At 28.8% G+C, this 23,124-nt stretch carries 26 protein-coding genes; 13 read left to right on the top strand and 13 right to left on the bottom strand.

What is annotated here, in order from left to right; translation table 11 throughout:
* Nucleotides 1-19: 19 nt before the first annotated feature.
* From HMPREF9309_RS01995 to HMPREF9309_RS01975, 5 genes are all read left to right on the top strand, one after another.
* Nucleotides 20-322, top strand: coding sequence for an ElaB/YgaM/YqjD family protein (locus HMPREF9309_RS01995; protein ID WP_016646254.1), 303 nt, complete (start codon nt 20-22; stop codon nt 320-322).
* A complete protein-coding gene (locus HMPREF9309_RS01990) occupies nt 322-606 on the top strand; it encodes a hypothetical protein (protein WP_016646253.1) in 285 nt (94 codons plus the stop codon). The genes HMPREF9309_RS01995 and HMPREF9309_RS01990 overlap by 1 nt, the downstream gene beginning before the upstream one ends.
* Nucleotides 588-851 (top strand): hypothetical protein, encoded by a 264-nt coding sequence (locus HMPREF9309_RS01985; RefSeq protein WP_016646252.1) that lies wholly within the window; start codon nt 588-590, stop codon nt 849-851. The genes HMPREF9309_RS01990 and HMPREF9309_RS01985 overlap by 19 nt, the downstream gene beginning before the upstream one ends.
* Before the next feature lie 274 nt (nt 852-1,125).
* Nucleotides 1,126-1,941: a transporter substrate-binding domain-containing protein gene (locus HMPREF9309_RS01980; protein WP_016646251.1), complete on the top strand. Its 816-nt coding sequence runs from the start codon at nt 1,126-1,128 to the stop codon at nt 1,939-1,941.
* Nucleotides 1,942-1,979: 38 nt separating this feature from the next.
* Entirely contained in the window at nt 1,980-3,026 is a 1,047-nt protein-coding gene (locus tag HMPREF9309_RS01975; protein WP_016646250.1) for a type II asparaginase, read from the top strand.
* Between the two features lie 301 nt (nt 3,027-3,327).
* Here the strand turns inward: HMPREF9309_RS01975 and HMPREF9309_RS01970 are convergent, their stop codons facing one another.
* From HMPREF9309_RS01970 to HMPREF9309_RS01960, 3 genes are read right to left on the bottom strand one after another with little or no spacing between them, the layout of a single operon-like run.
* A complete protein-coding gene (locus tag HMPREF9309_RS01970) occupies nt 3,328-8,034 on the bottom strand; it encodes a RecQ family ATP-dependent DNA helicase (RefSeq protein ID WP_016646249.1) in 4,707 nt (1,568 codons plus the stop codon).
* Nucleotides 8,035-8,790, bottom strand: a complete 756-nt coding sequence (locus HMPREF9309_RS01965; RefSeq protein ID WP_016646248.1) for a class I SAM-dependent methyltransferase — start codon at nt 8,788-8,790, stop codon at nt 8,035-8,037.
* Nucleotides 8,774-9,127, bottom strand: a complete 354-nt coding sequence (locus HMPREF9309_RS01960; RefSeq protein WP_016646247.1) for a Fur family transcriptional regulator — start codon at nt 9,125-9,127, stop codon at nt 8,774-8,776. Before HMPREF9309_RS01960 ends, HMPREF9309_RS01965 begins: the two co-directional genes overlap by 17 nt.
* Before the next feature lie 142 nt (nt 9,128-9,269).
* Between HMPREF9309_RS01960 and HMPREF9309_RS01955 the strand changes: the two genes are divergently transcribed.
* From HMPREF9309_RS01955 to HMPREF9309_RS01940, 4 genes are read left to right on the top strand one after another with little or no spacing between them, the layout of a single operon-like run.
* Nucleotides 9,270-10,172, top strand: a complete 903-nt coding sequence (locus HMPREF9309_RS01955; RefSeq protein ID WP_016646246.1) for a metal ABC transporter solute-binding protein, Zn/Mn family — start codon at nt 9,270-9,272, stop codon at nt 10,170-10,172.
* Between the two features lie 45 nt (nt 10,173-10,217).
* Entirely contained in the window at nt 10,218-11,723 is a 1,506-nt protein-coding gene (locus tag HMPREF9309_RS01950; protein WP_016646245.1) for a HoxN/HupN/NixA family nickel/cobalt transporter, read from the top strand.
* Nucleotides 11,720-12,469, top strand: a complete 750-nt coding sequence (locus HMPREF9309_RS01945) for a metal ABC transporter ATP-binding protein (RefSeq protein WP_016646244.1) — start codon at nt 11,720-11,722, stop codon at nt 12,467-12,469. The genes HMPREF9309_RS01950 and HMPREF9309_RS01945 overlap by 4 nt, the downstream gene beginning before the upstream one ends.
* Nucleotides 12,454-13,263, top strand: coding sequence for a metal ABC transporter permease (locus HMPREF9309_RS01940; RefSeq protein WP_016646243.1), 810 nt, complete (start codon nt 12,454-12,456; stop codon nt 13,261-13,263). The genes HMPREF9309_RS01945 and HMPREF9309_RS01940 overlap by 16 nt, the downstream gene beginning before the upstream one ends.
* Here the strand turns inward: HMPREF9309_RS01940 and HMPREF9309_RS01935 are convergent.
* Nucleotides 13,260-14,177: a DMT family transporter gene (locus tag HMPREF9309_RS01935; protein WP_016646242.1), complete on the bottom strand. Its 918-nt coding sequence runs from the start codon at nt 14,175-14,177 to the stop codon at nt 13,260-13,262. The two genes, HMPREF9309_RS01940 and HMPREF9309_RS01935, sit on opposite strands and share 4 nt — an antisense overlap.
* 69 nt (nt 14,178-14,246) lie before the next feature.
* On the opposite strand from HMPREF9309_RS01935, the gene HMPREF9309_RS01930 reads away from it, so the two are divergent.
* Nucleotides 14,247-14,786: a manganese efflux pump MntP gene (locus HMPREF9309_RS01930; protein WP_016646241.1), complete on the top strand. Its 540-nt coding sequence runs from the start codon at nt 14,247-14,249 to the stop codon at nt 14,784-14,786.
* Here the strand turns inward: HMPREF9309_RS01930 and HMPREF9309_RS01925 are convergent.
* From HMPREF9309_RS01925 to rpsT, 4 genes are all read right to left on the bottom strand, one after another.
* Nucleotides 14,781-15,017, bottom strand: a complete 237-nt coding sequence (locus tag HMPREF9309_RS01925; protein WP_016646240.1) for a replication/maintenance protein RepL — start codon at nt 15,015-15,017, stop codon at nt 14,781-14,783. The two genes, HMPREF9309_RS01930 and HMPREF9309_RS01925, sit on opposite strands and share 6 nt — an antisense overlap.
* On the bottom strand, nt 15,014-15,841 hold the full coding sequence (locus tag HMPREF9309_RS01920; protein WP_016646239.1) for a universal stress protein: 828 nt from the start codon (nt 15,839-15,841) through the stop codon (nt 15,014-15,016). Before HMPREF9309_RS01920 ends, HMPREF9309_RS01925 begins: the two co-directional genes overlap by 4 nt.
* 88 nt (nt 15,842-15,929) lie before the next feature.
* Entirely contained in the window at nt 15,930-16,997 is a 1,068-nt protein-coding gene (gene prfA / locus HMPREF9309_RS01915) for a peptide chain release factor 1 (protein ID WP_016646238.1), read from the bottom strand.
* 3 nt (nt 16,998-17,000) lie between these two features.
* Entirely contained in the window at nt 17,001-17,273 is a 273-nt protein-coding gene (gene rpsT / locus HMPREF9309_RS01910; RefSeq protein ID WP_016646237.1) for a 30S ribosomal protein S20, read from the bottom strand.
* A 155-nt stretch (nt 17,274-17,428) separates the two neighbouring features.
* On the opposite strand from rpsT, the gene glmM reads away from it, so the two are divergent.
* Entirely contained in the window at nt 17,429-18,769 is a 1,341-nt protein-coding gene (glmM, locus tag HMPREF9309_RS01905; protein ID WP_016646236.1) for a phosphoglucosamine mutase, read from the top strand.
* Nucleotides 18,762-19,202, top strand: coding sequence for a signal peptidase II (gene lspA, locus HMPREF9309_RS01900; protein ID WP_016646235.1), 441 nt, complete (start codon nt 18,762-18,764; stop codon nt 19,200-19,202). The genes glmM and lspA overlap by 8 nt, the downstream gene beginning before the upstream one ends.
* Here the strand turns inward: lspA and dapF are convergent.
* A complete protein-coding gene (gene dapF / locus HMPREF9309_RS01895) occupies nt 19,186-19,944 on the bottom strand; it encodes a diaminopimelate epimerase (protein WP_016646234.1) in 759 nt (252 codons plus the stop codon). The genes lspA and dapF overlap by 17 nt on opposite strands.
* A 1-nt stretch (nt 19,945) precedes the next feature.
* Nucleotides 19,946-20,533: a dephospho-CoA kinase gene (gene coaE / locus HMPREF9309_RS01890; RefSeq protein ID WP_016646233.1), complete on the bottom strand. Its 588-nt coding sequence runs from the start codon at nt 20,531-20,533 to the stop codon at nt 19,946-19,948.
* 78 nt (nt 20,534-20,611) lie between these two features.
* Between coaE and purM the strand changes: the two genes are divergently transcribed.
* Nucleotides 20,612-21,601 carry a phosphoribosylformylglycinamidine cyclo-ligase gene (gene purM / locus HMPREF9309_RS01885; protein WP_016646232.1) on the top strand — a complete coding sequence of 330 codons (990 nt, stop codon included), beginning with the start codon at nt 20,612-20,614 and terminating at the stop codon, nt 21,599-21,601.
* A gap of 41 nt (nt 21,602-21,642) precedes the next feature.
* Here purM and rplT read toward each other — a convergent pair whose 3' ends face one another.
* From rplT to hisIE, 3 genes are all read right to left on the bottom strand, one after another.
* Nucleotides 21,643-21,996 (bottom strand): 50S ribosomal protein L20, encoded by a 354-nt coding sequence (rplT, locus tag HMPREF9309_RS01880; protein WP_016646231.1) that lies wholly within the window; start codon nt 21,994-21,996, stop codon nt 21,643-21,645.
* Between the two features lie 114 nt (nt 21,997-22,110).
* Entirely contained in the window at nt 22,111-22,302 is a 192-nt protein-coding gene (rpmI, locus tag HMPREF9309_RS01875; RefSeq protein ID WP_016646230.1) for a 50S ribosomal protein L35, read from the bottom strand.
* A gap of 66 nt (nt 22,303-22,368) precedes the next feature.
* Complete coding sequence (gene hisIE / locus HMPREF9309_RS01870; RefSeq protein ID WP_016646229.1) at nt 22,369-23,124, bottom strand: bifunctional phosphoribosyl-AMP cyclohydrolase/phosphoribosyl-ATP diphosphatase HisIE; 756 nt, start codon at nt 23,122-23,124, stop codon at nt 22,369-22,371.

Here is a 23,124-nt window from a genome sequence, read left to right as displayed (position 1 = left end):
ATTTTATAAGGAGTAAAAAATGGCAGCACAAGAAACAGTAGATGTTAATGCTATGAAAAAAGAAATTGATAGCTTAAAACAAGAGTTAAAAGATATGGCAAAATCAATCAAAGATTCTGGCAAGGAAGCTCTTAAAGATGCAAAAAATAAAATAGACAGCAGTATGTCAATCGAAGATATTGAAAAAGCAATTGATGAGCTAAAGAGTAAGGGAAAAGATGGGGTTGATTATGTTAGCAAAAACATTAAAGACGAACCTTTAAAGAGCGTTGGCATTACCCTTGCTGTTGGTTTTGTACTTGGTTGGTTGTTTAGGAAATAATGGCTGGTTTTAGCATTTCTGAGTTTTTAATCTCAGTTGTCGAACTAGTAGAGGCACAAGCCGATGATATAAGAGCTTCTTTTGTAAAAAGTGCTGGAAATATCATAGCCTTGTGCGTCGTTGCAATCATTGCAGTTGTGGGTTTTATTTTCTTACTTCTTGGTTTAAATTTAGCTTTTCAAATGTGGGTTGGCAAACTTGGAGCTTATTTTCTAACCTCTGGTGTGGCTTTTTTATTGTCATTTATTATTTATATGGTGTATTTATGGAAAACAAAAAAGTAAGAAAAAAACTAAATGAAGTAGTTGCTATGCTTGATGGAAAAAGCTATGTAGTAGATAAAAAAGACACTAAGCTAAGAGTAGAGATGGCAAAATTAAAACTTTTAAAATCTGATCCGGGCTTGGAAATTTCCGAAGAACTACAGCTCATAAACAGAGGTAGAATTACACTGGCGCTAGTAAATTTGATTGACAAAAAATTTATTATGCCTAAACTTTTAAGTATATTTTCAAAAAAAATCAAATAGTAAATCTTATCAAAATATTCAATATTTTAATCTAGCAAATTTCGTATATTTTTAATAGCTTAAAAATTTTAAGTATAGCTAAATCTCTAATATTTTAATAATTATTTTTATTAGTCGAAACAAATATAAAATTATTTTTCTAATTAGTCACTTATAATCTTGCTAAATTCTTAAAAAATTAGTATAATTCGGTTTGAATAGTTTATTAGTCTTAGTGTGTTAAATATATATGCTTTTATAAATATCTATTTGAAAAAAATAAAGAAAGAGAAATATGAAAAAGATAACATTTTTATTTTTACTTGCAGCAACGTTTACTTTTGGCAGTAGTCTAGATGAGATTCGCAAAAATGGCGAAATAAAAATTGGTGTTTGGACAAATCAACCTCCTTATTCAAGTCTAGATCAAGGAGAGTTTGAGGGTTTCGAAGTTAATATGGCAAAGGCTATTGGCTCAAACATTGTTGGAAATGGTGGAAAAGTAACCTTAGTTGGTATTGAGAGTGGAAACGAAAGAATTAAATTCTTGCAAAATAACCAAGTTGATATCGTAATAGCAAGTTTTACTGAAACCGATGAAAGAAAGAAAAAGGTTGATTTTTCATTGCCATATTTTGCCGTGGCAATGGGTGCTATAAGTAGTAAAGATAAGCCTTTAAATTTGGAAAAAGACTTAAATTACAAAACCATTGTTATTCAAGAAGGAACCACAATGGAAGATTATGTTAAAAAAATTCCTGGAGCAAAAGTTATAAAAACAAAAGGATCTATTGAGGCATATAGAACATTAAAGGATAATAAAGCCGATGCTTATATAGATGATAATTTAGTTGTTATGGCGTATGGTATAGTTGATAGAAGCTATATTGTCCCAAAAGGAATGCGAAATTTGGGTTTTAATAGTTTTTTAGGTATTGGTGTTAAAAAAGGAAATAGTGAGCTTTTAGACGCTGTAAATAATGAAATGGTAAAACTTAGCAAACAAGGATTTTTTAGAAAGGTATTTAATGAAACCTTTGTTCCATTTTATAAAAATGAAGTTGAGGCAAAATATTTCTTATTAGAAGACATTTATAAAATTTTTGGATAAAATACATAAAATAAAAAATCTTTACAAGGAGGTAATACATGAAGATTTTAAAAAAATTAGCATTTTTTATGCTGTTAGGAACAACTATGCTTTTTGCAAAGCCAACTATTTACATTTTAGCAACAGGCGGAACTATTGCTGGTGCTGGAGAAAGTGCGTTAAGTGGAAGTTATACTTCAGGAACAGTTACAGTTGATAAACTAATTGCTGCAGTTCCACAAATCAATGAAATTGCTACTATTAAAGGTGAGCAAATTTCAAATATTGGTTCACAAGAGATGAACAATGAAGTTTGGTTAAAGCTTGCTAATAGAGTAAATGAGCTTTTATCAGATAAGAGTGTTGATGGTATAGTTATAACTCACGGAACTGACACAATGGAAGAAAGTGCTTATTTCCTAAACCTAGTTACAAAAAGCAAAAAACCAGTTGTTTTTGTAGGTGCTATGAGAAGTGGAACTTCAATGAGTGCTGATGGTCCTTTAAACATCTATAATGCTGTAAATGTTGCTATGGATAAAAACAGTGTTGGAAAAGGTGTTTTAGTTGTAATGAACGATAAAATTCATGCTGCTAGAGAAGTTACTAAAACAAACACAACTGCAGTTGATACTTTCAAATCAGTAAATACAGGAAATATCGGAACTGTAAATTATGGCATAGTAAATTACTATCTTGCTCCAGTTAAAAAACACACTGTAAATTCAGAATTTAGTGTAAAAGGTCTTGAAAGTCTACCAAGAGTTGATATAGTATATGGACATACAGAGGATACTCCTGATTTTGTAGAAACTGCTGTTAAAAACGGTGCAAAAGGTATAGTTCTAGCTGGTATGGGAAATGGAAACCCTTATCCAAGTGTTGAAAAAGCTTTGGCTGAGGCTGTAAAACAAGGCGTTGTAGTTGTTAGAGGAAGTAGAGTAGGAAGTGGTTCAACTAGCGTTGGTGCTGAGGTTGATGATGCAAAATACGGCTTTTTAACAGCTGATAACTTAAATGTCCAAAAAGCTAGAGTTTTATTAATGGTTGCTTTAACAAAAACAAGCGATAAAGATAAAATTCAAAAATACTTCAAAGAGTATTAAGATAAAAAAGGCGGAATTTTCCGCCTTTAACTTCCAGCAATAACAGAGAAGAAAAACGCTATAAAGACTATAACAGCAATCGCACCTAAAAATCCTTCACCGCCTTCTTTGTAAATAATTTCATAATTTTATTTATTAAATGCTTTTGCATGGCCTTCTACACTATATATTAAAATTAAGAAAAATTACAAGTTTTTTCTAAGTTTAATTGGTTTAAAATATCACTTTAGAGTGCTAGTCTTTAAAATCCTTTCAATAAAATAATTTACTTTATTCCATCCTTGAAAATTCGTTTAAAATTTTATAAATTCATTTTTAGTTTACATAAAGCTATTCTAAATTCACTATTTTTTTCCTTGCTATACCAAACTACAATATATTGTATTTTAGATTTTTGATTTAATTTATAACCTTGAGTTTCATATTTTTCTATCTCTTTTTTAAATTTTTGTGAAAACTTTCCAATACAAAATTCTCCGCTAAAAATTCCTTGGGCATCTACTCTAACTTCTTGACCGGCTTGTAAATTTAACTTTTTGATTCTTAGAAATAAATCATATCCTGATAGATTGACATCACTTAACCCCATTGTTAAAGTTATATTTTTAGGAGTATAAAAGCTATTTTTAAAATCTAATATTTTAGTAAAATAACTTTTATATTTTAGAAAAATTTCATTTTTAGAATAGATAAAAAGTGATTTTTTTGCTCTTGTTACTGCAACATACAAAAGCCTTTTATCGTATTCATTGTCTATTTTATCTTTAAAGCAAAGATGAACACTGTCAAATTCTTTACCTTTGGCTTTATGCATAGTAGAAATTGTTACATTTGATTTTGTATTTTCAAACTCATCAAAATCGATATCTTCTATAAATTCTTTAAAGGCTTTTTTAAGATATTTTTCATTTTCATTCATATCATATTCGTTTTGAAACTTTTCTATTACTTCGAGCGCAAGTGCTAGATTTGAAGAGTTATTAAAATTTTTTATAAATTTATCAAGAGCGGTTTTAAAACTAAATTCATAAAAATATTCCAAAAAAGCTCTCAATTCTATCAAATTTCCAAGCCTAAAACCATTTTTATCTGTTAAAAGTTTTGCTTTTATATTTTTTTGGAGTAAAAAAGAGTAAATATCAAGCACTTCTTTATTTGTTTTTGCTATGATGGCACTTTGTTTGTCAGTATCTAAATTAGTTAGTAGGTTAGTTATATAATCATTTGTTTGTAGTAATACAATATCTCCCATATTCTTAGAGTTTGAGATTAAATTTTCATATTTTAATTTTTCTTTAAACTCATTTCTAAAAGCATTAGAAAAACTAACTAGGTTATAACAACTTCGATAATTTGTTAGTAGATTGTAAGCTTTATAATTTGTAGAAAAATCATTTTTAAACTCGTTAATAAATTTAATATCAGCTTTATTATCACCAAAATCCATAATGCATTGATCATCATCTCCAACTGCAATTATTTTTTTGTCATTTGGCATGTTTTTATAAATTTCTTTTATAAACTCATAGCTTTTAATTCCTATGTCTTGATACTCATCAAGAACCAACATTTGAATTAAAGGAAGCTCTACATCTTTATTTTGTAAGGCTTTTGTAGCATTTGCAATGGCATTATTTAACTCATCCTCACTGTATTTATAAGATAATAGATTTAAGGCAAACGCATGAAAAGTATAAATTTTAACCTTGTAAATTTGATTGCCAATTAGATTTTTAAGCCTAGTTTTAAATTCATCAACAGCAGTTCTTGAGTGTGCAAGCATTAAAAAATATTCTGCCTTAAAGCCTTCCTTCGTTATTAATGAAGCAATTTTATGGACTAATGTTTTAGTCTTTCCGCTTCCAGGACCTGCTAAAACCATAATAGAATTGCTTTTATCATCTTCAAATACTGCTTTTTGTTCAATGCTTAAAGATGATAAAATTTGATTTAACTTAGTTTTGGTAATTGGAAGTTTTATATTTTTATCAAAATTATATCTTTTCTTAAATTTTTCATACTCTAGACTAAAATAATCTTTTATAAACTCACTAACACTTTTATCTTTGTTAGTTAAGAGCTCTAAAAATTTAGCCTGTATGTGCACAGCTTCTATTTTTCTTTCATAGTATTTTGCTAAAGTTTGATTATAATCTCTTCTTTTTTGATACGGAGTATTTTCATTTATTTTATCTAAAAGCTCTATTTTATAAGCTTTATAATAAATTAATCTTCCTTTTCTAAGTTCAAAATTCTTTAAAATTTGATGTAAATAAACAAGGCAGTGATGGAAAAATTCAGTTTTTATGCCAAGTTTGCTTTGAAGCTTCATAGATGCAAACTCTATCTCTTTTTCATCTTCTTTTAAAAAATTTAAAATTTCAAAAAGTATAGTTTTGCAAATTTCTTGCCTTTGTATTAATAAAATTTTAAAAGATTTTTCATCTTCTAATTCTATATTGGCAAAAAAGTTATAAAAATAAACATTTAGAGTTTGGTTGTGAATTTTTGACAAATGTGAAAAACTTTGGATAATTTTTTTAATTTTTATAATTTTTTTGCTATTTTTATTTTCAATGTCTCGTATATCAAATTTTTTCTTTTCTAATATGTAGTCAAAAATTTGATTTTCAAGCCTTAAATGATTTAAAAATTCATTTTTTACTTTTTTGTTTATTAAAACTGAAATATCATTATCATAATTTATTAAATTCTCTTTTTGAAGTGCATAAATTGCCTCAAAAGTATCTTTATTGCTAATTCCAATATTGCTTGATAATGTGTCTATTTCGACTGGCTCGGTCTTGCTTTTTTGTATGATATTTTGCATTATCATAATCATATAATTAAAAATTGTTAAATATTTTTCTTTTTTGCTTTCTAGTAAATTTCTTATATAATTCATATTTCTTTTTTCTTTATCTACTAAAGATGAACCACAAATTGTATATTTATCCCTATCTCGTTTTAAAATTTCACATCTTTCAAGCTCTAAAAGTGCAGTTTTTACAATATTTTCATAATCAAGTTCTAAATTTATTCCTGAGTTCTTAGCAAGTGTTTTTGGCGATATGTAGACTGGATTTATTTTTTTATTTTTTAAAGTTTTGACTATTGATTGAATTTCTTCAGCATCAATTTTATTTGAATTTAGTTTTTGAAAAATTTTATCAAAATCATCTCTTTGATATAAGATTATGCATTTGGCTACAATATCACTACTTCTTGCACCACGACCTGATTCTTGCAAATATGCTTCAAGGCTATCTGATTGACTGTAATGAATTACAGCTTTTATATTCGGTTTATCAATTCCCATTCCAAAAGCTGTTGTTGCAACTACTATGTCTATTTTATCATCTATAAAATCCTTTAAAATTTCGCTTTTGTTTCTTCCCTTTCTAGTTTTTAGTTCTATTTCTTCATCAATTTTTGCATAAAATGGTTCAATGCTTAAATTTAAATACTCAAGTCTTGCATCTTCTATTAGCTTTTGACTTAACTCTTTGCAGCCTTTTGCATTTTGTGGAAGATAGATTATTGTTGGTATTTTTCCTAAATTTTGAATTGTTTTTATTAATTTTTCATATTTTTCATTCTCATCTTTTACTTCTATTGCCTCATATTCTAAATTCTCTCTTTTTGAAGAAGCTAAAAACTCATCAAATTCTATTTTCATATTTTTGAAAAAATACTCTTTTATATCATTTATAACCTCTGGTTTAGCGGTGGCTGTAAAACAAGAAACGGGTATATTTTCTTGCATATTTGAGCTTTGATTTAATTCATTTATGAAAGTTGCGATATAGTGATAATCGTGTCTAAAATCGTGCCCCCAAGATGAAAAGCAGTGTGCCTCATCAATAACAAATCTATCTATCATTCTACACTTTAATGCATTAAAAATAGAATTTGATCTTAATGCCTCTGGTGCTAGATACAAAATATCAACTGTGCCGTTTGAAATTTGAGTTATTATATCAGATCTTTCAACCGGGCTTAAATAGCCACTTATTGCTTTTACGCTAAAGTTTTGATTTTTTTCTTTAAAGCTATCAACATGATTTTTCATCAAAGCCTGAAGTGGTGAAATAACAACAGTCAAGGCATTGTAAGCTTGTGCTTTAATTAAAGCTGGAAGTTGAAAAGTAAAAGTTTTTCCACCACCCGTTGGAAGAATTGCAAGAATAGAATTGTCATTTAAAGTAGAATTTATAATATCTTTTTGTGAAATTTTAAATAACCCCTCATTAATATTTTCAAATTCTTTAAAAGTATTAAAACCAAACTCATTGAGTGCAAATTTAGAAATATCGGTGCTTTTTAAATCAAAACATATATTTTTTATGATCCAAGAAATGTTTGGAAATTTATTTATTATGATGTGTGAAATTGCAGCTTTTCTATCTGTGTGCAAAAATGAAATTATAAAAGCAAGCTCAATAGGCATTGTATCGGCAAGAAGTAAGATATCATCTTCTTTGCACTTTACATCGTTTTGTATAATTTCATAAATGTCAATTTCTTTAGGTTCTAAATTTTTATATACAAAATAGCCATTAAAATATTTATTTTCATAAAGCAAATTTATAAAAATTTGCTTTATTTTATCGTTTAGACTATTAAATTTAGCATCCAATAATTCAAAAAGAGCTTTTGTTTGGAAAGCATCTCCAAGTGGGTTATTTTGTATATTTAATGTGGTTTTATATGGCTTTAATAATTTATGAGTTTTTTTATTTGGAAAAAGAAGCATGGAAAGAAAAAGTGTATCAATGATAAATTTATCTTTTAAATTATCATTTAAAATAGTTGATGATAAATAAATTCCATCATGATCTATAAAATTATGCCCACAAACAAACTCAAAACTATGCTTTTTTAAGAAAAAATCAGCTTTTAAAATCTCATTTGTTTTTATAGAATCATCTTTAAAGACAGCACCAAATTCATACAGCTTCTTGTCATTTTTACCAATTTCTGTGTCTATAAAGATTATTTCGTTCATTTAAAACACTAAAACTCTCATTTTGCTTTTTATCACATCTTTTATAAAGCCATCTTTTTGCATTTTTAAAAGAGTGTTTTTGATTTCATTTTTATCAAATTTGACATCACTTATTTCTAAATGCCAGATTGTGTTTTCAAATGCTTCATCAAAAGTCCTATTTGAGATGCGAACTTCTTCTAAAATCTCAGTTTTGTAAGCAATTTTATTTTCATCAAGCCAGTTTTTTAAAATCACAGCTTTATTTTTATCTTTTGTTTTTCTATTGTAAAGCTTATAAAACGGCTCCAACATCGTAGAAATCTTAAATTCCTGCCAATTTAGATAAATTCTTAAATTTCCTAAATTCATAAATTTTTTAAAATCATCCTCGCTTTGTAAAGCTGGACTCATAGTTAAAAATGCGATATCAAATTTATCAGCGGTTTGGAAATTTTTAAAATCAGAGTTTATTGTTTTAAAGTTGTTTATTTTAAACTCAGTTTTTTTAAAATTTAACTCTTCGAGCATTTTTGTTGAGCTATCTACACCCAAAACCATTTTGCAAATTCCAGCTAAATAAAGTGAATAAATCCCAGTCCCACACCCTATATCAACTAAAGTTTTATTCTTAAAATTAACACCAAAATCTTTTAAAATTTTAAAAAACCTTATTTGAAACTCAGTCAAATTTCCATCAAATTTACTATAGCTTTTAGCTTTTTTATCCCAAATTTCACTATTTTTTATATTGCTATTTTTATTTTGAACATTCATCACAAGTTCCTTTTACAACAACACTTTTAACGTTTTTAAATTTTAAATTTGGCATTGATATTTCTTCCATTTTATGACATTTTTCACAAACAAAATAAGCTTTCGCATGATCTGCTAACTCATAAAAATTTTTGTTGTTAGCCATACTTGAGATTAAAATTCCTTTTTCTTCAAGTAGGTCTAAGTTCCTATAAACTGTGGTTTTATTAGCATTTGTAAGATTTACTATCTCATCATAACTAACAGGTTTGTTAGCGGTTTTTAAAATTTTTACAAGAGAATTTCTAAAAGCTGTTGGTTTTATATCGTGGTTTAATAAAAATTTTTTTACATCCATTTTAAAATCCTTAATTTGATAATAATATCATAAAATTGATAAAATAATAGTAAAAATGCAACCTAGTTGCGTAAATTTAAGTTGCAACTAAGTTGTGTTTGATATACTTTTTCAAAATTTTTTATTAAGGAGAGGATAAAGTATGAAAAAATTATTTTTTTTCACTTTAATCAGTTGTTTAGGAGCTTTTGCAAAGCCTTTAGTTACAACTACGATTTTGCCTACAAAATACTTTGTTGAGCGTATCGCAGGAGATAGTTTAGAAGTTGTAAGTTTAGTAGAAAAAGGAGCTGATCCGCATACTTACGAGCCAAAACCAAACCAAATGAAAAGTGTTGAAAAGAGCGAACTTCATTTTGCTGTAGGAATGGAATTTGATGAAATTTGGCTTCCAAGACTACAAAAACAATTTCCAAATTTGGTTGTTATAAATACAGATGAAAATATAAAAAAAATTCCTATGATGGCTCATCATCATCACGATCATGATTCACACGATCATGAAAGTCATGCTGATCATAATCACCATGATGATCAAGGTGTAATTCACGATCACGGTGGAGTTGATCCACACATTTGGCTAGATCCATCACTTGTAAAAAAACAAGCTGTAAATATTGCAAATGCATTAATTAAAAAATACCCTAAAAACAAAGAGCTTTTTGAATCAAATTTAAATAAATTTAACAAAGATTTAGATAGTTTTGATAAAAATACAGCCAAGAAATTAAAAAATTTAAAATCAAATAAGTTTATGGTTTATCACCCATCTTGGGGGTATTTTGCAGCTCGTTATAATCTTGTTCAAATTCCTATAGAAATAGAGGGAAAAGAGCCAAAGCCAGCTGATTTAAAAGAGCTTATAAATAAAGCAAAAGATGAGGAGATAAAAGTTATCTTTGTTGCTCCTCAGTTTTCTAAAAAAGCAGCAAATATGGTAGCAAAACAAACCGGAGCAAAAGTTGTTGAAATAGACCAATTGCCTGAAAATTGGCTTAGCGAAATGCAAAAAACAGTAGATATTTTTGCCAAATTTTTAAAATAAATTTAAAATAAAAACTTAAAATATGCGTAAAACAAAAGGTTTAAAATGAGGATATTTGTAACACTTTTAATTTTTGTTAAGACGCAAATTCTAGCTTGTGCGTTGTGTGCCTTGATGACACCAACTGCACATGTTTTTTTAAATTTTAATACAGAAAAAGACACTCTTAAAAATATCGAAATTTCATGGATATTTTCTCAAAATTTTACAGATCTTACACTTCAGGGATATGACTTTAACGAAAATTCAAAACTTGAAAAAAATGAACTCGATGAAGTAAATTTTGCAATGCTTAACTATGTAGGTGATAAAAACTTTTTGATGAATTTTCAGTGGTATGATATGCCAAATGGTGAGTCAAATTTAATAGAAGGTAATTTTAGTGATGCAAAAACTGTAATGGAGGATGGAAGAATTGTTTTTAAATTTAAGCAAAATATAGGTGTTAAAATTCAAAAAAATAGAGTTTTTAAAACAACAGCTTATGATGAAAATGGTTATTTTAACTTTACTTTTTTAAATAGCGATGCAGTTAGAGTAAATGATGATTTGCATATTGAATTTAACTCAAATTTAGGAGCAAATTTTGCTCTTTTTGAAAGTGGAAAAGTCCCTGTAAAAATTCAAAAAAATTTAAAAGATCTTGTTGATAACAGTGGGATAGACAACAATACAAAAAAACTAAATTTTATAGATAAAACTGCTATAAATTCACTTGAAAAATTAAAGGCTATTTTTACAAAAAGCACAAATGAGTTAAGTTTAAAGCTTATAATTAGTGTTATTTTTATATCGTTTTTGTATGGTTTTTTTCACGCAGCAGGTCCAGGACATGCAAAGGTTTTAACAACTAGCTATTTTTTAGCAAATGGAGGAAATTATTTAAAAAGTTTTAAATTTGCTCTAAAAATAGGTTTTTTTCATGTAATTGGAGCTTTTTTAATCGTTTTAATAACTGTGTTTGTAATAGACATAGTTGCAGGAAGCATATCGTCAAATACTATTAAGCTAACAACACAAATTTCATCTTTAATGATAATTTTAATTGCAATTTATATGTTTATACAAAAAATAAGATTTCTTGCAAACAATAATCACCCAAAAGAATGTGGATGTATAAGTTGTAAAAGCAAAAACCCAAAAAAAAGTGAAATTTTTAATTCTAATCTAAACACTTTAAATTTGAACAACTCAAATATATCAACTCTAAAATTTCACCCAATAGATTTTAAAAAAAATAAAAAATCAAAAAAAGAAGAGTGGTTAATCGCACTTAGTTCAGCTATAATTCCATGTCCTGGCACAATTTTAGTTTTTTTATTAGCCTTTAATGTTGGAAGCTATGCAGTAGCTTTTTTAAGTGCTTTTTTTATGGGATTTGGTATGAGTTTTATTATTTTTTTAGCAGCTATTTTTGGAGCTGGAATAAACAAATTTACAAGTTCAAAATTTGAAAATTTGAAAATTTATATCGAGTTTTTAGGTTTAGCTTTTATGTTAATTATTGGTGTTTTTATGTTTTTAATAGCTGGGAGTTTGGAGTCTTTATGATAAAAGTTAAAAATTTAAATTTTGGTTATGATGAAAATTTAGTTTTAGAAAATATTAATTTTACATACGATGAGAAAGATTTTTTATGTATAATTGGTCCAAATGGTGGTGGAAAAAGCACATTATTAAAGCTTCTTTTGGGGCTTTTAAAACCAAACTCTGGTGAGATAAAAATTTTTGATAAAAATCCAAATGAGGTTTCAAAACAAATTGGCTATGTTCCTCAACTAATCCCACTTAATAAATCTTTTCCAATAAGCGTTTTAGAAGTAGTTTTAATGGGAAGAATAGATAAGAAAAAATTTTTCTTCTATTCAAAAGATGATAAAGAAAAAGCATTAAAAGCACTTGAAATAGTTGGTATGCAAGATTTTTATAAAAAGAAAATTTTTGCACTAAGCGGTGGGCAAAGACAAAGAGTTTATATCGCAAGAGCTTTGGTAAGTGGTGCTAAAATGTTATTTTTAGATGAGCCAACTGCAAGTATTGATATAAGAGGGCAAATCGAAATTTATGAAATTCTAAAAAAAATACATGAAAATGGAGTTGGAATTTTGATGATAAGCCATGATTTAAATACTTCTATAAATTACGCAAACAAGGTAGCCTATGTAAATAAAAAACTCATAATGCATGATATAAGTACAGATAAACGAAATGACTTTTTAGAGCATTTAGAGCAAAATCATAGCCATTTTTGTGATGTTGAGCTGATTTTAAAGGAGTGTTCATGCAAGAAATGTTAAGTTTAACTTTTATGCAAAATGCATTTTTAGGAGGAATTTTAGTAAGTATAGCATGTGGAATAATTGGCTCACTGGTTGTTATAAATAAAATGACTTTTATAGCAGGTGGAATTTCTCATGGTGCATACGGTGGCATTGGACTAGCTTTTTTTCTAGGCTTTTCACCACTTCTTGGAGCAACATTATTTAGCATCGTTTTAGCTTTAATAGTTGCTTTTATGAGCTTAAAAGATAAAGAAAGATTTGATTCAATAATCGGTGCTATTTGGGCATTTGGAATGGCTGTAGGGATTATATTGATTGATTTAACTCCAGGATATAATGTTGATTTAATGGGTTATTTGTTTGGCTCTATTTTGGCAATTGATAAAAATACTTTAATTTTTATAGGATTTGTAAATTTAGCAATTCTATTTTTCATAGTGCTTTTTTACAGGCAATTTTGCGCGATAAGTTTTGATATGGAATTTGCAGGACTTAGAGGTGTAAAAACAAAATTAATTTATTATCTTTTAGTTGTTTTGATGGCACTTTGTGTTGTTTCTACTATTCAAGTCGTGGGACTTATCTTGGTTATTGCACTTCTTACAATTCCTCCATATATTGCTGAAAATTTTTCAAAAAGATTAGGTGAGATGATGTTATTTTCAAGTATTATTTCATCTTTACTATGCACAATAGGTCTAATAATTAGTTATAAATTTAATCTAACAAGTGGTGCAAGTATTATAATAATTGCATCTTTAGTGTTTTTTTGTGTAGCAATTTATAAAAAACTAGCTAAAGTATCTTAAAAAATTCGTCTAGTGAACTTTCTTATAAATTTGGTTAGATTAAGCTCATTTATTAAAATTGCAGTTATTATGAGAATTGCTCCAAAAATTTGAGCTTTGCTTAAAAGCTCATTTCCTATAAAGTATCCAATAAATCCAGCACTTACTGGCTCTAAAATTAAAATTAGCGAAGTTTGTGTTGGCGTTAGATAGATTTGAGCTTTTGTTTGCACAAAAAAGGCAATTACTGTAGCAAAAACAGCAGTAAATATTATCATGTATACAAAATTTACACTTAGCCAAATTTCAAATCCTCCAAATAAATTTAAAGAGTTTTTGCTAGGAGTTGCAAAAAATAGAGCATAAATAAGCGTTAAAAAACTCATTGTAAAAAATTGAGTTATTAGTAGTATATAAATGTTGCAAGCTTTAGCAAACCTGCCTGTGTAAACAACATGAAGCGCATAAGCAAAAGCTGAAATAAGGCTTAATACTTCGCCAAACCCAAGCCTTAAACCACTTGTTCCACTTAGTAAAAACAGTCCCAAAACTGCCATTACGGCTCCTAAAATTGCATTAAAGCTAAGATGTATTTTAAATATAAAATACATTAAAAATGGCACTATTACGACATTTAATCCTATTATAAATGCAACAGTTGAGCTAAAAGTATAGTTTAGACCATAAGTTTGAAACATAAAGTCTAAAAACATAAAAACACCTAAAATAATACCGAATTTAGTTGATGTTTTGTCAAATTTTATGCCTATTTTAAAAGATATTATCCAAAGTAAAATAGCAGAAATTAAAAATCTAAAAAATAAAAAGCTTGGGACATTTATATTTTTAAGCATATATTGTATCGGCAAAAATGTCGCTCCCCAAGCAATTGCTATGGTGATGAGTGAAATTTTTGCTATTTGAGTGTTTGTCATAATCTACCTTTAAATTCTAGTATTTTATCATAATTAGTTATAATTGCGCCTCAAAATAAAAGGATTTTAATGGAAGTTTTTTTAATAGCTTTTGGTCTTAGTATGGATAGTGTAGCTTTAAGTATAGCAAATGGTGCAAAATATCCAAATTTGAAGTTTTTAATAGCCTTAAAAATAGCTTTTGTTTATGCATTTTTTCAAGGATTAATGTGTGTTTTAGGTTATATTTTAGGTATTGGTTTTGCTAAATTTATAAGTGAAATTGATCATTTTATAGCGTTTTTCATACTTCTTTTTTTAGGAGTAAAAATGATAAAAGAGGCAAATGATGAAAAGGTTGTTAGTCTAACTAACAAAGAGTTAGTGTTTGGTGGAGTTGCTACGAGTATTGATGCTATGGCTATTGGTGTAACATTTGGCTTAAGTTATGTTAGTTTGAGTTATTCAACTTTTGTTATTTTCACGCTTTGTTTTATTCTTTGTTTGTTAGCCTGTTTTATCGGAAAAAAAGTAGGGGAGTATTTAGAAAGTAAAGCTATGATTTTAGGTGGAGTAATACTTATTTTTATAGGTACTAGAATTTTGCTTACTCATTTAGAGGTTTTATAAATTTAGTTTATAAACCCCATTTTTAATTTTTTTTAAAACAAATTTTTCATCAAGTAGTTTTAAGGTTTGGATAACCGTTGGCTTGCTTGTGTTTGTCAGAGTGCAAATTTCATTAACGCTTAGCGTTATAAAGCCATTTTTATCATGGTTTTTAGCCAAAAACTCTATAACGCTAACCTTTTTATCGCCTAAAATTTTTTTATAGATTTCAAGCGAGTTTATATTACTCACTGTGCAACAAAAACAGGAACTAATGCTTTTTCGACAACATTTTTAGATGTGCTTCCAAAAAATAGTGTAGCAAAAATACCTTTACTAAAGCTTCCCATTACAAAAAGATCTAAGTTATTTGCTCTTCTATATGATATTAGCTCATCTGCAACTTCGCCACTTAAGCTTACAAATTTTGCATTTTCATTTTTTAAAATATCTCTTGCTATATCTAAAATTTCTTTTGATTTTTTTTCATCTTTATTTATGTTTAGCACATGATATTCTAAGTCTTGACCAAAAATTTTACTATCTTTTATGCTATGTAGAGTTTTTATAGCCGCATCGCCACCATCAAATGCAACAAGGGCTGATTTAATCTCAGAAAACTCCTTATTTACAAATAAAATTGGTGTTTTTGACTCTCTTGTAAGTGCAATTATGTTGTTTTGGATATCTTCAGTTTCATCTTTTATTGATACAACTATTGCGGCAATATCACTGTAGTTTATTAAAATTTCTATTATATCGCCACATTGTAAATCGCTACTTGATTTAATGCCTGCCTCATCAGCCATTTTTTTAGCTTTTTTTAGCATATCCTCAGCTTCATCGATCTGCTCTTTTGTAGGTTTAAGCTCTTCAGGGTCATAAACCATATCACTTCCTTGAGTTACGACAAGCCCGCCAGCTGCTAAGCCTAAGAAATTTGGTGTAAAAAGTGGTGTTTTTATAACATGTAAAAAAATAACTTCTAAGTTTAGCTTTTTTGCCATTTCTAGACCATAGCTACATACAGCCCCATTTAAAGGATTATTATCAACACAAACTAATATTTTTTTCACAGCTTACTCCTTTTGCTATATTTTGCTAATTATAGCAAAAGTAAGTTTAATTTTTAATCTTAATGTAATTTTATTTTAGAAATTTAAGTTAATCTTCTTCACCTGAGACCGCTTTTGCTTGATAATAGGCAATTAGTGGATCTATTATCTCATCAAAAAGTCCAGCTGACATAATTGCTTCTAGTCTATAAAGAGTTAAATTTATACGATGATCAGAGATTCTGTTTTGTGGGTAGTTGTAGGTTCTTATCCTTCCGCTTCTATCGCCAGTTCCAACTTGTTCTTTTCGTTTTTCTCTCTCTTCTTCAAGACGTTTAGCCTCTTGCATCTCATAAAGCCTTGCTTTTAAAACTTTTAAAGCAGCATCTTTATTTTTATGTTGGCTTTTTCCATCTTGATTTACTACAACAAGTCCAGTTGGTATATGAGTAACTCTAACGGCACTATCAGTTGTATTTACGCTTTGTCCGCCATGTCCTGAGCTTCTCATAACATCTATTTTAAGATCGCTTGGATTGATGATTATATCATTATCATCAACTTCTGGCATGATAGCAACAGTTATTGCGCTAGTGTGAACTCTTCCTTGGCTTTCAGTTTCAGGAACTCTTTGAACTCTGTGGGTTCCACCTTCAAATTTAAGTCTTGAATAAGCTCCTTTTCCTTTTACAAGTAGGATAATTTCTTTAAAACCTCCGGCACTTCCTTCGCTTTGAGAAACGATTTCAGTTTTATAGCCTTTAATTTCAGCATATCTTATATATGCATTTACTAAATCTCCAACAAAAAGTGCAGCCTCATCTCCACCTGTTCCAGCACGAAGCTCTAAAAATATATTTCTATCATCGTTTGGATCTTTTGGGATGAGAAGTATTTTAATCTCATTTTCAAGAGATAATTTTTTGTCTTCTAAGAGTTTTAATTCCTCTTTTGCAAGTTCACCAAGTTCTGGATCTTCTAGTAAATTTTTGTTATCTTCGATGCCTTCGATTGTGCTAAAGTATTCTTTTGATGCTTTGTAAATTTCTTCAAGACTGCTTTGCTCTTTAGCAAGTTTAGTCATTTCATCTACATTGCTGATAATGTCTTGACTGACGAGCAAATTTGAGATCTCGTCATATCTTTTTATAAAATTTTCAAGCTTATCAGCAAGCATAAGTTATTCAGCTTTATCCATAGAATTTACAAGTTTTGCAAGGCGACTAACTCTTCTTGAAGCAGTTTGTTTTTTAAGAAAACCTCTACTTACAAAACTATGAATGTCTTGATTTGCAACTTTAAAAGCAGCACTTGCAGCTTCTTTGTCGTTTGCCTCAACAGCCTGTCTTACCGCTCTTGAAATGTTTTTAAGTCTTGTGCGGTAAAATCTATTTCTCTCTGTTTTTTTAACAGTTTGTCTTGCTCTTTTTTCAGCAGATTTGTGATTTGCCATTTTATATACCTTTTAAATTCAATATAATTAAGTGTTGCATTATACAAAAAAATCTTTAATTTAGACTTAATTTAAGCACTTTTTAATTCTAAGATAATTTATAACAAATATATGCTAAAATGAGCTTTTAAAATTTAAGAATTTAAGGCTAATTTATGAAATATTTTGGAACTGATGGAGTTAGGGGAAAGGCTGGAGAGGAATTAACAGCAGAGCTTGCTATGAAAATAGCAATGGCAGCAGGAATTTACTTTAGAAAAAACTCCCAAACAAATATGATACTTCTTGGAAAAGATACAAGAAGAAGTGGCTATATGATAGAAACAGCAATTGTAGCAGGACTTACATCTATTGGTTATAATGTTAGACAAGTTGGTCCTATGCCAACACCTGCAATTGCTTTTTTAACAGAAGATATGAGATGTGATGCCGGAATTATGATAAGTGCCTCACATAATCCTTATTATGATAATGGAATTAAATTTTTTGATGCACAAGGTTTTAAACTTGATGAGAGCGAAGAAAGAAAAATAGAAGAAATTTTAAACAGTGATGAGCTTATACATGCGGCTAGAAAACAGTGTATGGAAATAGGGGCTGCAAAAAGAGTAGATGATGTTATAGGAAGATATATCGTTCATATAAAAAACTCTTTTCCAAAAGGTTTAAATTTGCGCTCTTTAAGAATAGTAATAGACACTGCAAACGGTGCAAGCTATAAAGTTGCTCCTACAATTTTTTCAGAACTTGGAGCTGAAATTTTTGTGATAAATAACGAACCAAATGGTCAAAACATAAACGAAAATTGTGGTGCCTTGTATCCTGCAAAACTTGCAAGTGAAGTTGTAAGGCTTAGAGCAGATGTTGGATTTGCTTTTGATGGCGATGCTGATAGGGTTGTAGTTGTAGATAATGAGGGAAATGTAGTTCATGGCGATGCATTAATAGGAATTTTAGCAATTTTTCTAAAAAATCAAAAAAAACTTGCAAATAATAAAATAGTGGCAACTTCTATGAGTAATCAAGGTCTTGATGAGCTTTTAAAAGCTAATAATATTAAGCTGTTAAGAAGCAATGTTGGAGATAAATTTGTTCTAGAAATGATGAAAGAAAGTGGCTCTAATTTTGGTGGTGAGCAAAGTGGACATATAATTTTTAGTGATTATACAAAAACAGGTGATGGCATAACAAGTGCATTGCAGTTTAGTGCTTGCATGCTAAGTTTAAATAAAACTTCAAATGAGCTTAATAAAACTTTTATTCCATGTCCACAAATTTTAAAAAATTTAAAAATAAAAGAAAAAAAGCCTTTAAATGAAATTGCAGGATTAAATGAGCTTAAAAAAAGCCTTGAAGATAGTGGCATTAGAACACTTTTTAGATATTCAGGAACTGAAAAAGTCATAAGGCTTTTAATAGAGGGCAAAGATAAAAAGATATTAAAAGAAAAAATGGATGAGGTTGAAAATTTCTTTATAAAAGCTTTAAATGAGTAGGTTGTGGGTAAAATTTATAGCTATATTTTTAGCTATAGTTATTATAGATCAGGCTATCAAACAAGTTTTTTTGAGTGGTTTTAGGTGGGATGGAGAGTTTTTCTCGCTCATTTTAACCTTTAATAAGGGCGTTGCTTTTTCTATGTTTGCTTTTTTGGGCGAGCATTTAAAAGCGTTGCAAACTATTTTATTAGTCGCTTTGTTTGGATATTTGCTATACGAAAAAAAACTTTTGAAAGCCCACACTTTGCCTTTTGCTTTGCTTTTTGGCGGCGGGGTTTCAAATTTAATCGATAGATTTATTCGTGAGGGCGTAGTAGATTATGTATTTTGGCATAAATACTTTGAATTTGCTGTATTTAACTTTGCCGATGTTATGATAAATTTAGCTGTTTTTATAATGTTAATTCAAATTTTTATTCATAAAAAATAGCATCAAAACTATGTTTTACAATACCTTTAAAGTAAATTTCTTCATCTTTTAAACTAAGCTCTAATCTTTCACCACTTGTTGGATAAACGCTTATTTGTGGAGGAATTTTACCCTCTTTAAAAGCTGCGTAAAATGAAGCTGCCATGCCTGTTCCACAAGCTAAAGTTTCAGCTTCAACACCTCTTTCAAAGGTTCTTACTAAAATCTTATCATCTAAAATTTGTGCAAAATTTACATTTGCGTTGTATTTTTTTCGCATAACTCTACAAGTATCTAAATTAAATTTTGAAACATCACTAACAAAACTAACAAGATGTGGAACTCCTGTATCATAAAAGCACCATTCTAGGCCAAGTTCATTAAATTTTGGCAAACAAACTTTAGGTTTTGTTAGTTTGATTTTTACTTCCGCATTTTTGTTTTTAAAACTGCATATCTCACCATCTATGACTCCAGCACCACTTAAAAATTTAGCTTTTTTAGAAATTAGATTGTTTTCATAAGCATACATAAAAGCAGCTCTTGCACCATTTCCACACATTTTTGCAACACTTCCATCACTATTGTAAAATTCCCATTTAAAGTCATTATTAGCATCTGGTAAAATTACAATTAGCCCATCTGCTCCAACACCATTAAATCTATCGCAAAGTTTTTTAGCTAACAAGCTTCTATCTTTGTTAGAAAAAGCAGTTATTATCACAAAGTCATTTCCGCTTGCACAATATTTTGAAATTTTCATTTTATTCCTTTAAAGTTTTTAAAAATTCATCAATTTGGCTATTTAAATCATCTAAGCTTGAGCTATTGTCAATTATAAAATTTGCTAAATTTCGCTTTTTTTCAATTGGAATTTGAGAGTTTATTCTAACTAACGCTTCGTTTTTTGTTAGGTTATTTCTTTTCATAAGTCTTTTTAGTGCTATATTTTTTGGTGCATAAATTAGTAAAACTTTATCAAATTCAAAGTAATTTTTACTTTCAAAATAAAGCGGAATATCCACAAAATAAAGTTTTTGCTCTTTTTCTAAAATTTCAGCTTTTTCTAAAATTTTATTTTTAATTTTTGGATGAAGCAGACTTTCAAGAACTTTAAGTTTTGACTTGTCATTAAATACTAGATTTCCAAGTTTTTTTCTATCAACTTTGCCATCTTTTATAAATTCGTTTCCAAAAATTTTTGAAATTTCATCTGTTAAAGTATCTAAAATTTGATGACTTATCTCATCGGCATCAATTATTTTAAAATTTTTAGATTTTAAAATATCACAAACCAAACTTTTTCCAGTTGCAATGCCGCCAGTTATTACAATAGCATTTTTAAATTTCATTTTTTCCCCATATTGAGTGTTATTTTAGCTAAATTTGGTTAAAATAGTAACTTATTTCAATTGTTTAAAGGTATAAAAATGATAAGCTACAAAGACTCAGGCGTTGATATAGAAGCTGGAAATAAATTTGTTGATGATATAAAACCATTTGTAAAAAAAACTCACAATGAGTTTGTGCTTGGCGGGATAGGTTCGTTTTCAGGAGCTTTTAGACTTCCAACAGGATATAAAAAACCTGTACTTTTAGGTGCAACAGATGGTGTTGGCACAAAATTAAGGCTTGCAATCGATGCTAAAAAATATGACACTATTGGCATTGATTTAGTTGCAATGTGCGTAAATGATCTTATTTGTAATTTTGCAAAACCTCTATTTTTTCTTGATTATTACGCCTCATCAAAACTTAAAAGAGAAGTTGCTGTTAGAGTGGTTGAGGGAATTGCTAAGGGGTGTGAAATTTCACACTCAGCTTTAATTGGTGGTGAAACAGCTGAAATGCCTGGAATTTATCAAAAAAATGATTTCGATTTAGCTGGATTTGCCGTTGGTATGGCAGAAGAAGATGAAATAGATAGAACCAAGTTTGTAAAAGATGGCGATTTGGTTTTGGCACTTCCAAGTAGCGGAATTCACTCAAATGGATACTCTTTGGTTAGAAAACTATTTTTTGAAGAATTAAATATGAAATTTGATGATAAGATTGGTGATAAAAATTTAATAGATATTTTACTTGAGCCAACAAGAATTTATGTTAGCGAGTTTTTAAAATTTAAAAACGATATAAATGCCTTAGCGCATATAACAGGCGGAGGAATAGTTGAAAACTTACCAAGGGTATTGCCTGAAAACTTAAAAGCTTGTATAAATTTAGAAAAAATAAAAACACTTGAAATATTTAAATTTATTTCAAAATATGTAAGCAAAAAAGAGATGTTAAGGACATTTAATATCGGTGTTGGAATGATAGTAATAGCTAGCAAGGAAAATGCTAAAAATATAATTTCTAACAGTGATGCTTATGAGATTGGTGTTATAAAAAGCGGTGATAAAAAAGTTGAATTTATTTAAAAGATAAAAGATACTCCAAAAAGAGTATCTTTTTTATATAATTATAAAGCTTGTTTTGCTTTTGCTGCGATGTTTGCGAAAGCTTGTGCATCGTTCATCGCCATATCTGCTAATATTTTTCTATCAAGTTCAATGCCTGCATTTTTAAGACCGTGAATAAATTGTGAATAGCTTATGTCGTTTAGTCTGCAAGCAGCATTTATCCTAACTATCCAAAGACGTCTAAAATCTCTTTTTTTAGCTCTTCTATCTCTATATGCATAGCATAAACTTCTTTCAAGTTGCTCTTTTGCTTTTCTAAAGTGTTTTCTTCTTCCACTATAAAAACCACGAGCTTCTTTTAAAACTTTTTTATGGCGTCTTCTTCTAATTACGCCTGTTTTTACTCTTGCCATATTTATCCTTTCACAAATTGGCGTCCAAAATGGATCTTGCCCTTAAATCTCTATAAATTTAGGGGAGTTTATTTAAATGATTTAAAATCAAAAACAAAATGCTTTATACAAATTTTATTTGTAAAGCATACCTCTTACAGCTTTTTCATCAGCTTTATGAACAAAATGTTCTTGTCTTGCGCTTCTTTTGCGTTTTGGAGACTTTTTAGTCAAGATGTGGCTTCTAAAAGCAGAGCCTCTTTTTATCTTGTTTTTTCCAACTTTAAAACGCTTAGATGCACCTCTGACTGATTTCATTTTTGGCATACTAATCCTTTAAAATTTAAAGATAAGTGTTGATTTTATCATAAAAACTTTGAATTTAGCTTAATTTTATTGAAATTTATCTTTTCTTGATTTTTTTTCATCGATTCCACTTACTCCATTGCGTCTTGCAAGCTCATCTAAAATAGCTTGTGGATGGATATTGTGGGCATTTAAAGCAACGAGTAGGTGAAACACCAAATCACTCGCTTCATAAATTATGTCAAATTTAGGATCGCCGGGTTTATGTTCGCCAAATTCCTCTAAATTTAAATCTTTATATTTTTCAAATTTGCTCTGATCTTTACAGGCAAGCATAACTTCACCAGCTTCTTCACATATTTTTTTTAGTATGGCATTTTCGCCTTTTGCAAAAAGTCTTGCAACATGTGAATTTTCTGGGTTTGCATTTAGTTTTCTATCTTCAATTGTATGATAAAGATTATCTAAGATATCATATTTTGGTTTTTGAGTGTTATTAGAGATTTGTTTTACTAAATTTAATCCCTCAAATTTTGTAAAAAAACAGCTTTTCTCGCCTGTGTGACAAGTTACTCCGTTTTGTTTTACTTTTAATAAAATTGTATCCGCGTCACAATCAAGAAAAATTTCTTTAATTTCTTGCGTGTTTCCACTAGTTTCGCCTTTTTGCCAAATTCTATTTCTTGAGCGTGAAAAATAGTGTGCAAGACCTGTTTTAAGGCTTAAATTTAAAGATTCTTCATTCATATATCCAAGCATTAAAACCTCATTTGTCTCAAAGTCTTGTGTGATTGCGGGGACAAGTCCCCCGCATTTTTGCCAGTTTATATTTTTAATATTCAT

It is taken from the genome of Campylobacter ureolyticus ACS-301-V-Sch3b (assembly GCF_000413435.1).
Classification (GTDB): Bacteria; Campylobacterota; Campylobacteria; order Campylobacterales; family Campylobacteraceae; genus Campylobacter_B; species Campylobacter_B ureolyticus_A.
Note: the sequence above shows the minus strand (reverse complement) of the source record. Positions and strands in the feature narration are given on the sequence as shown.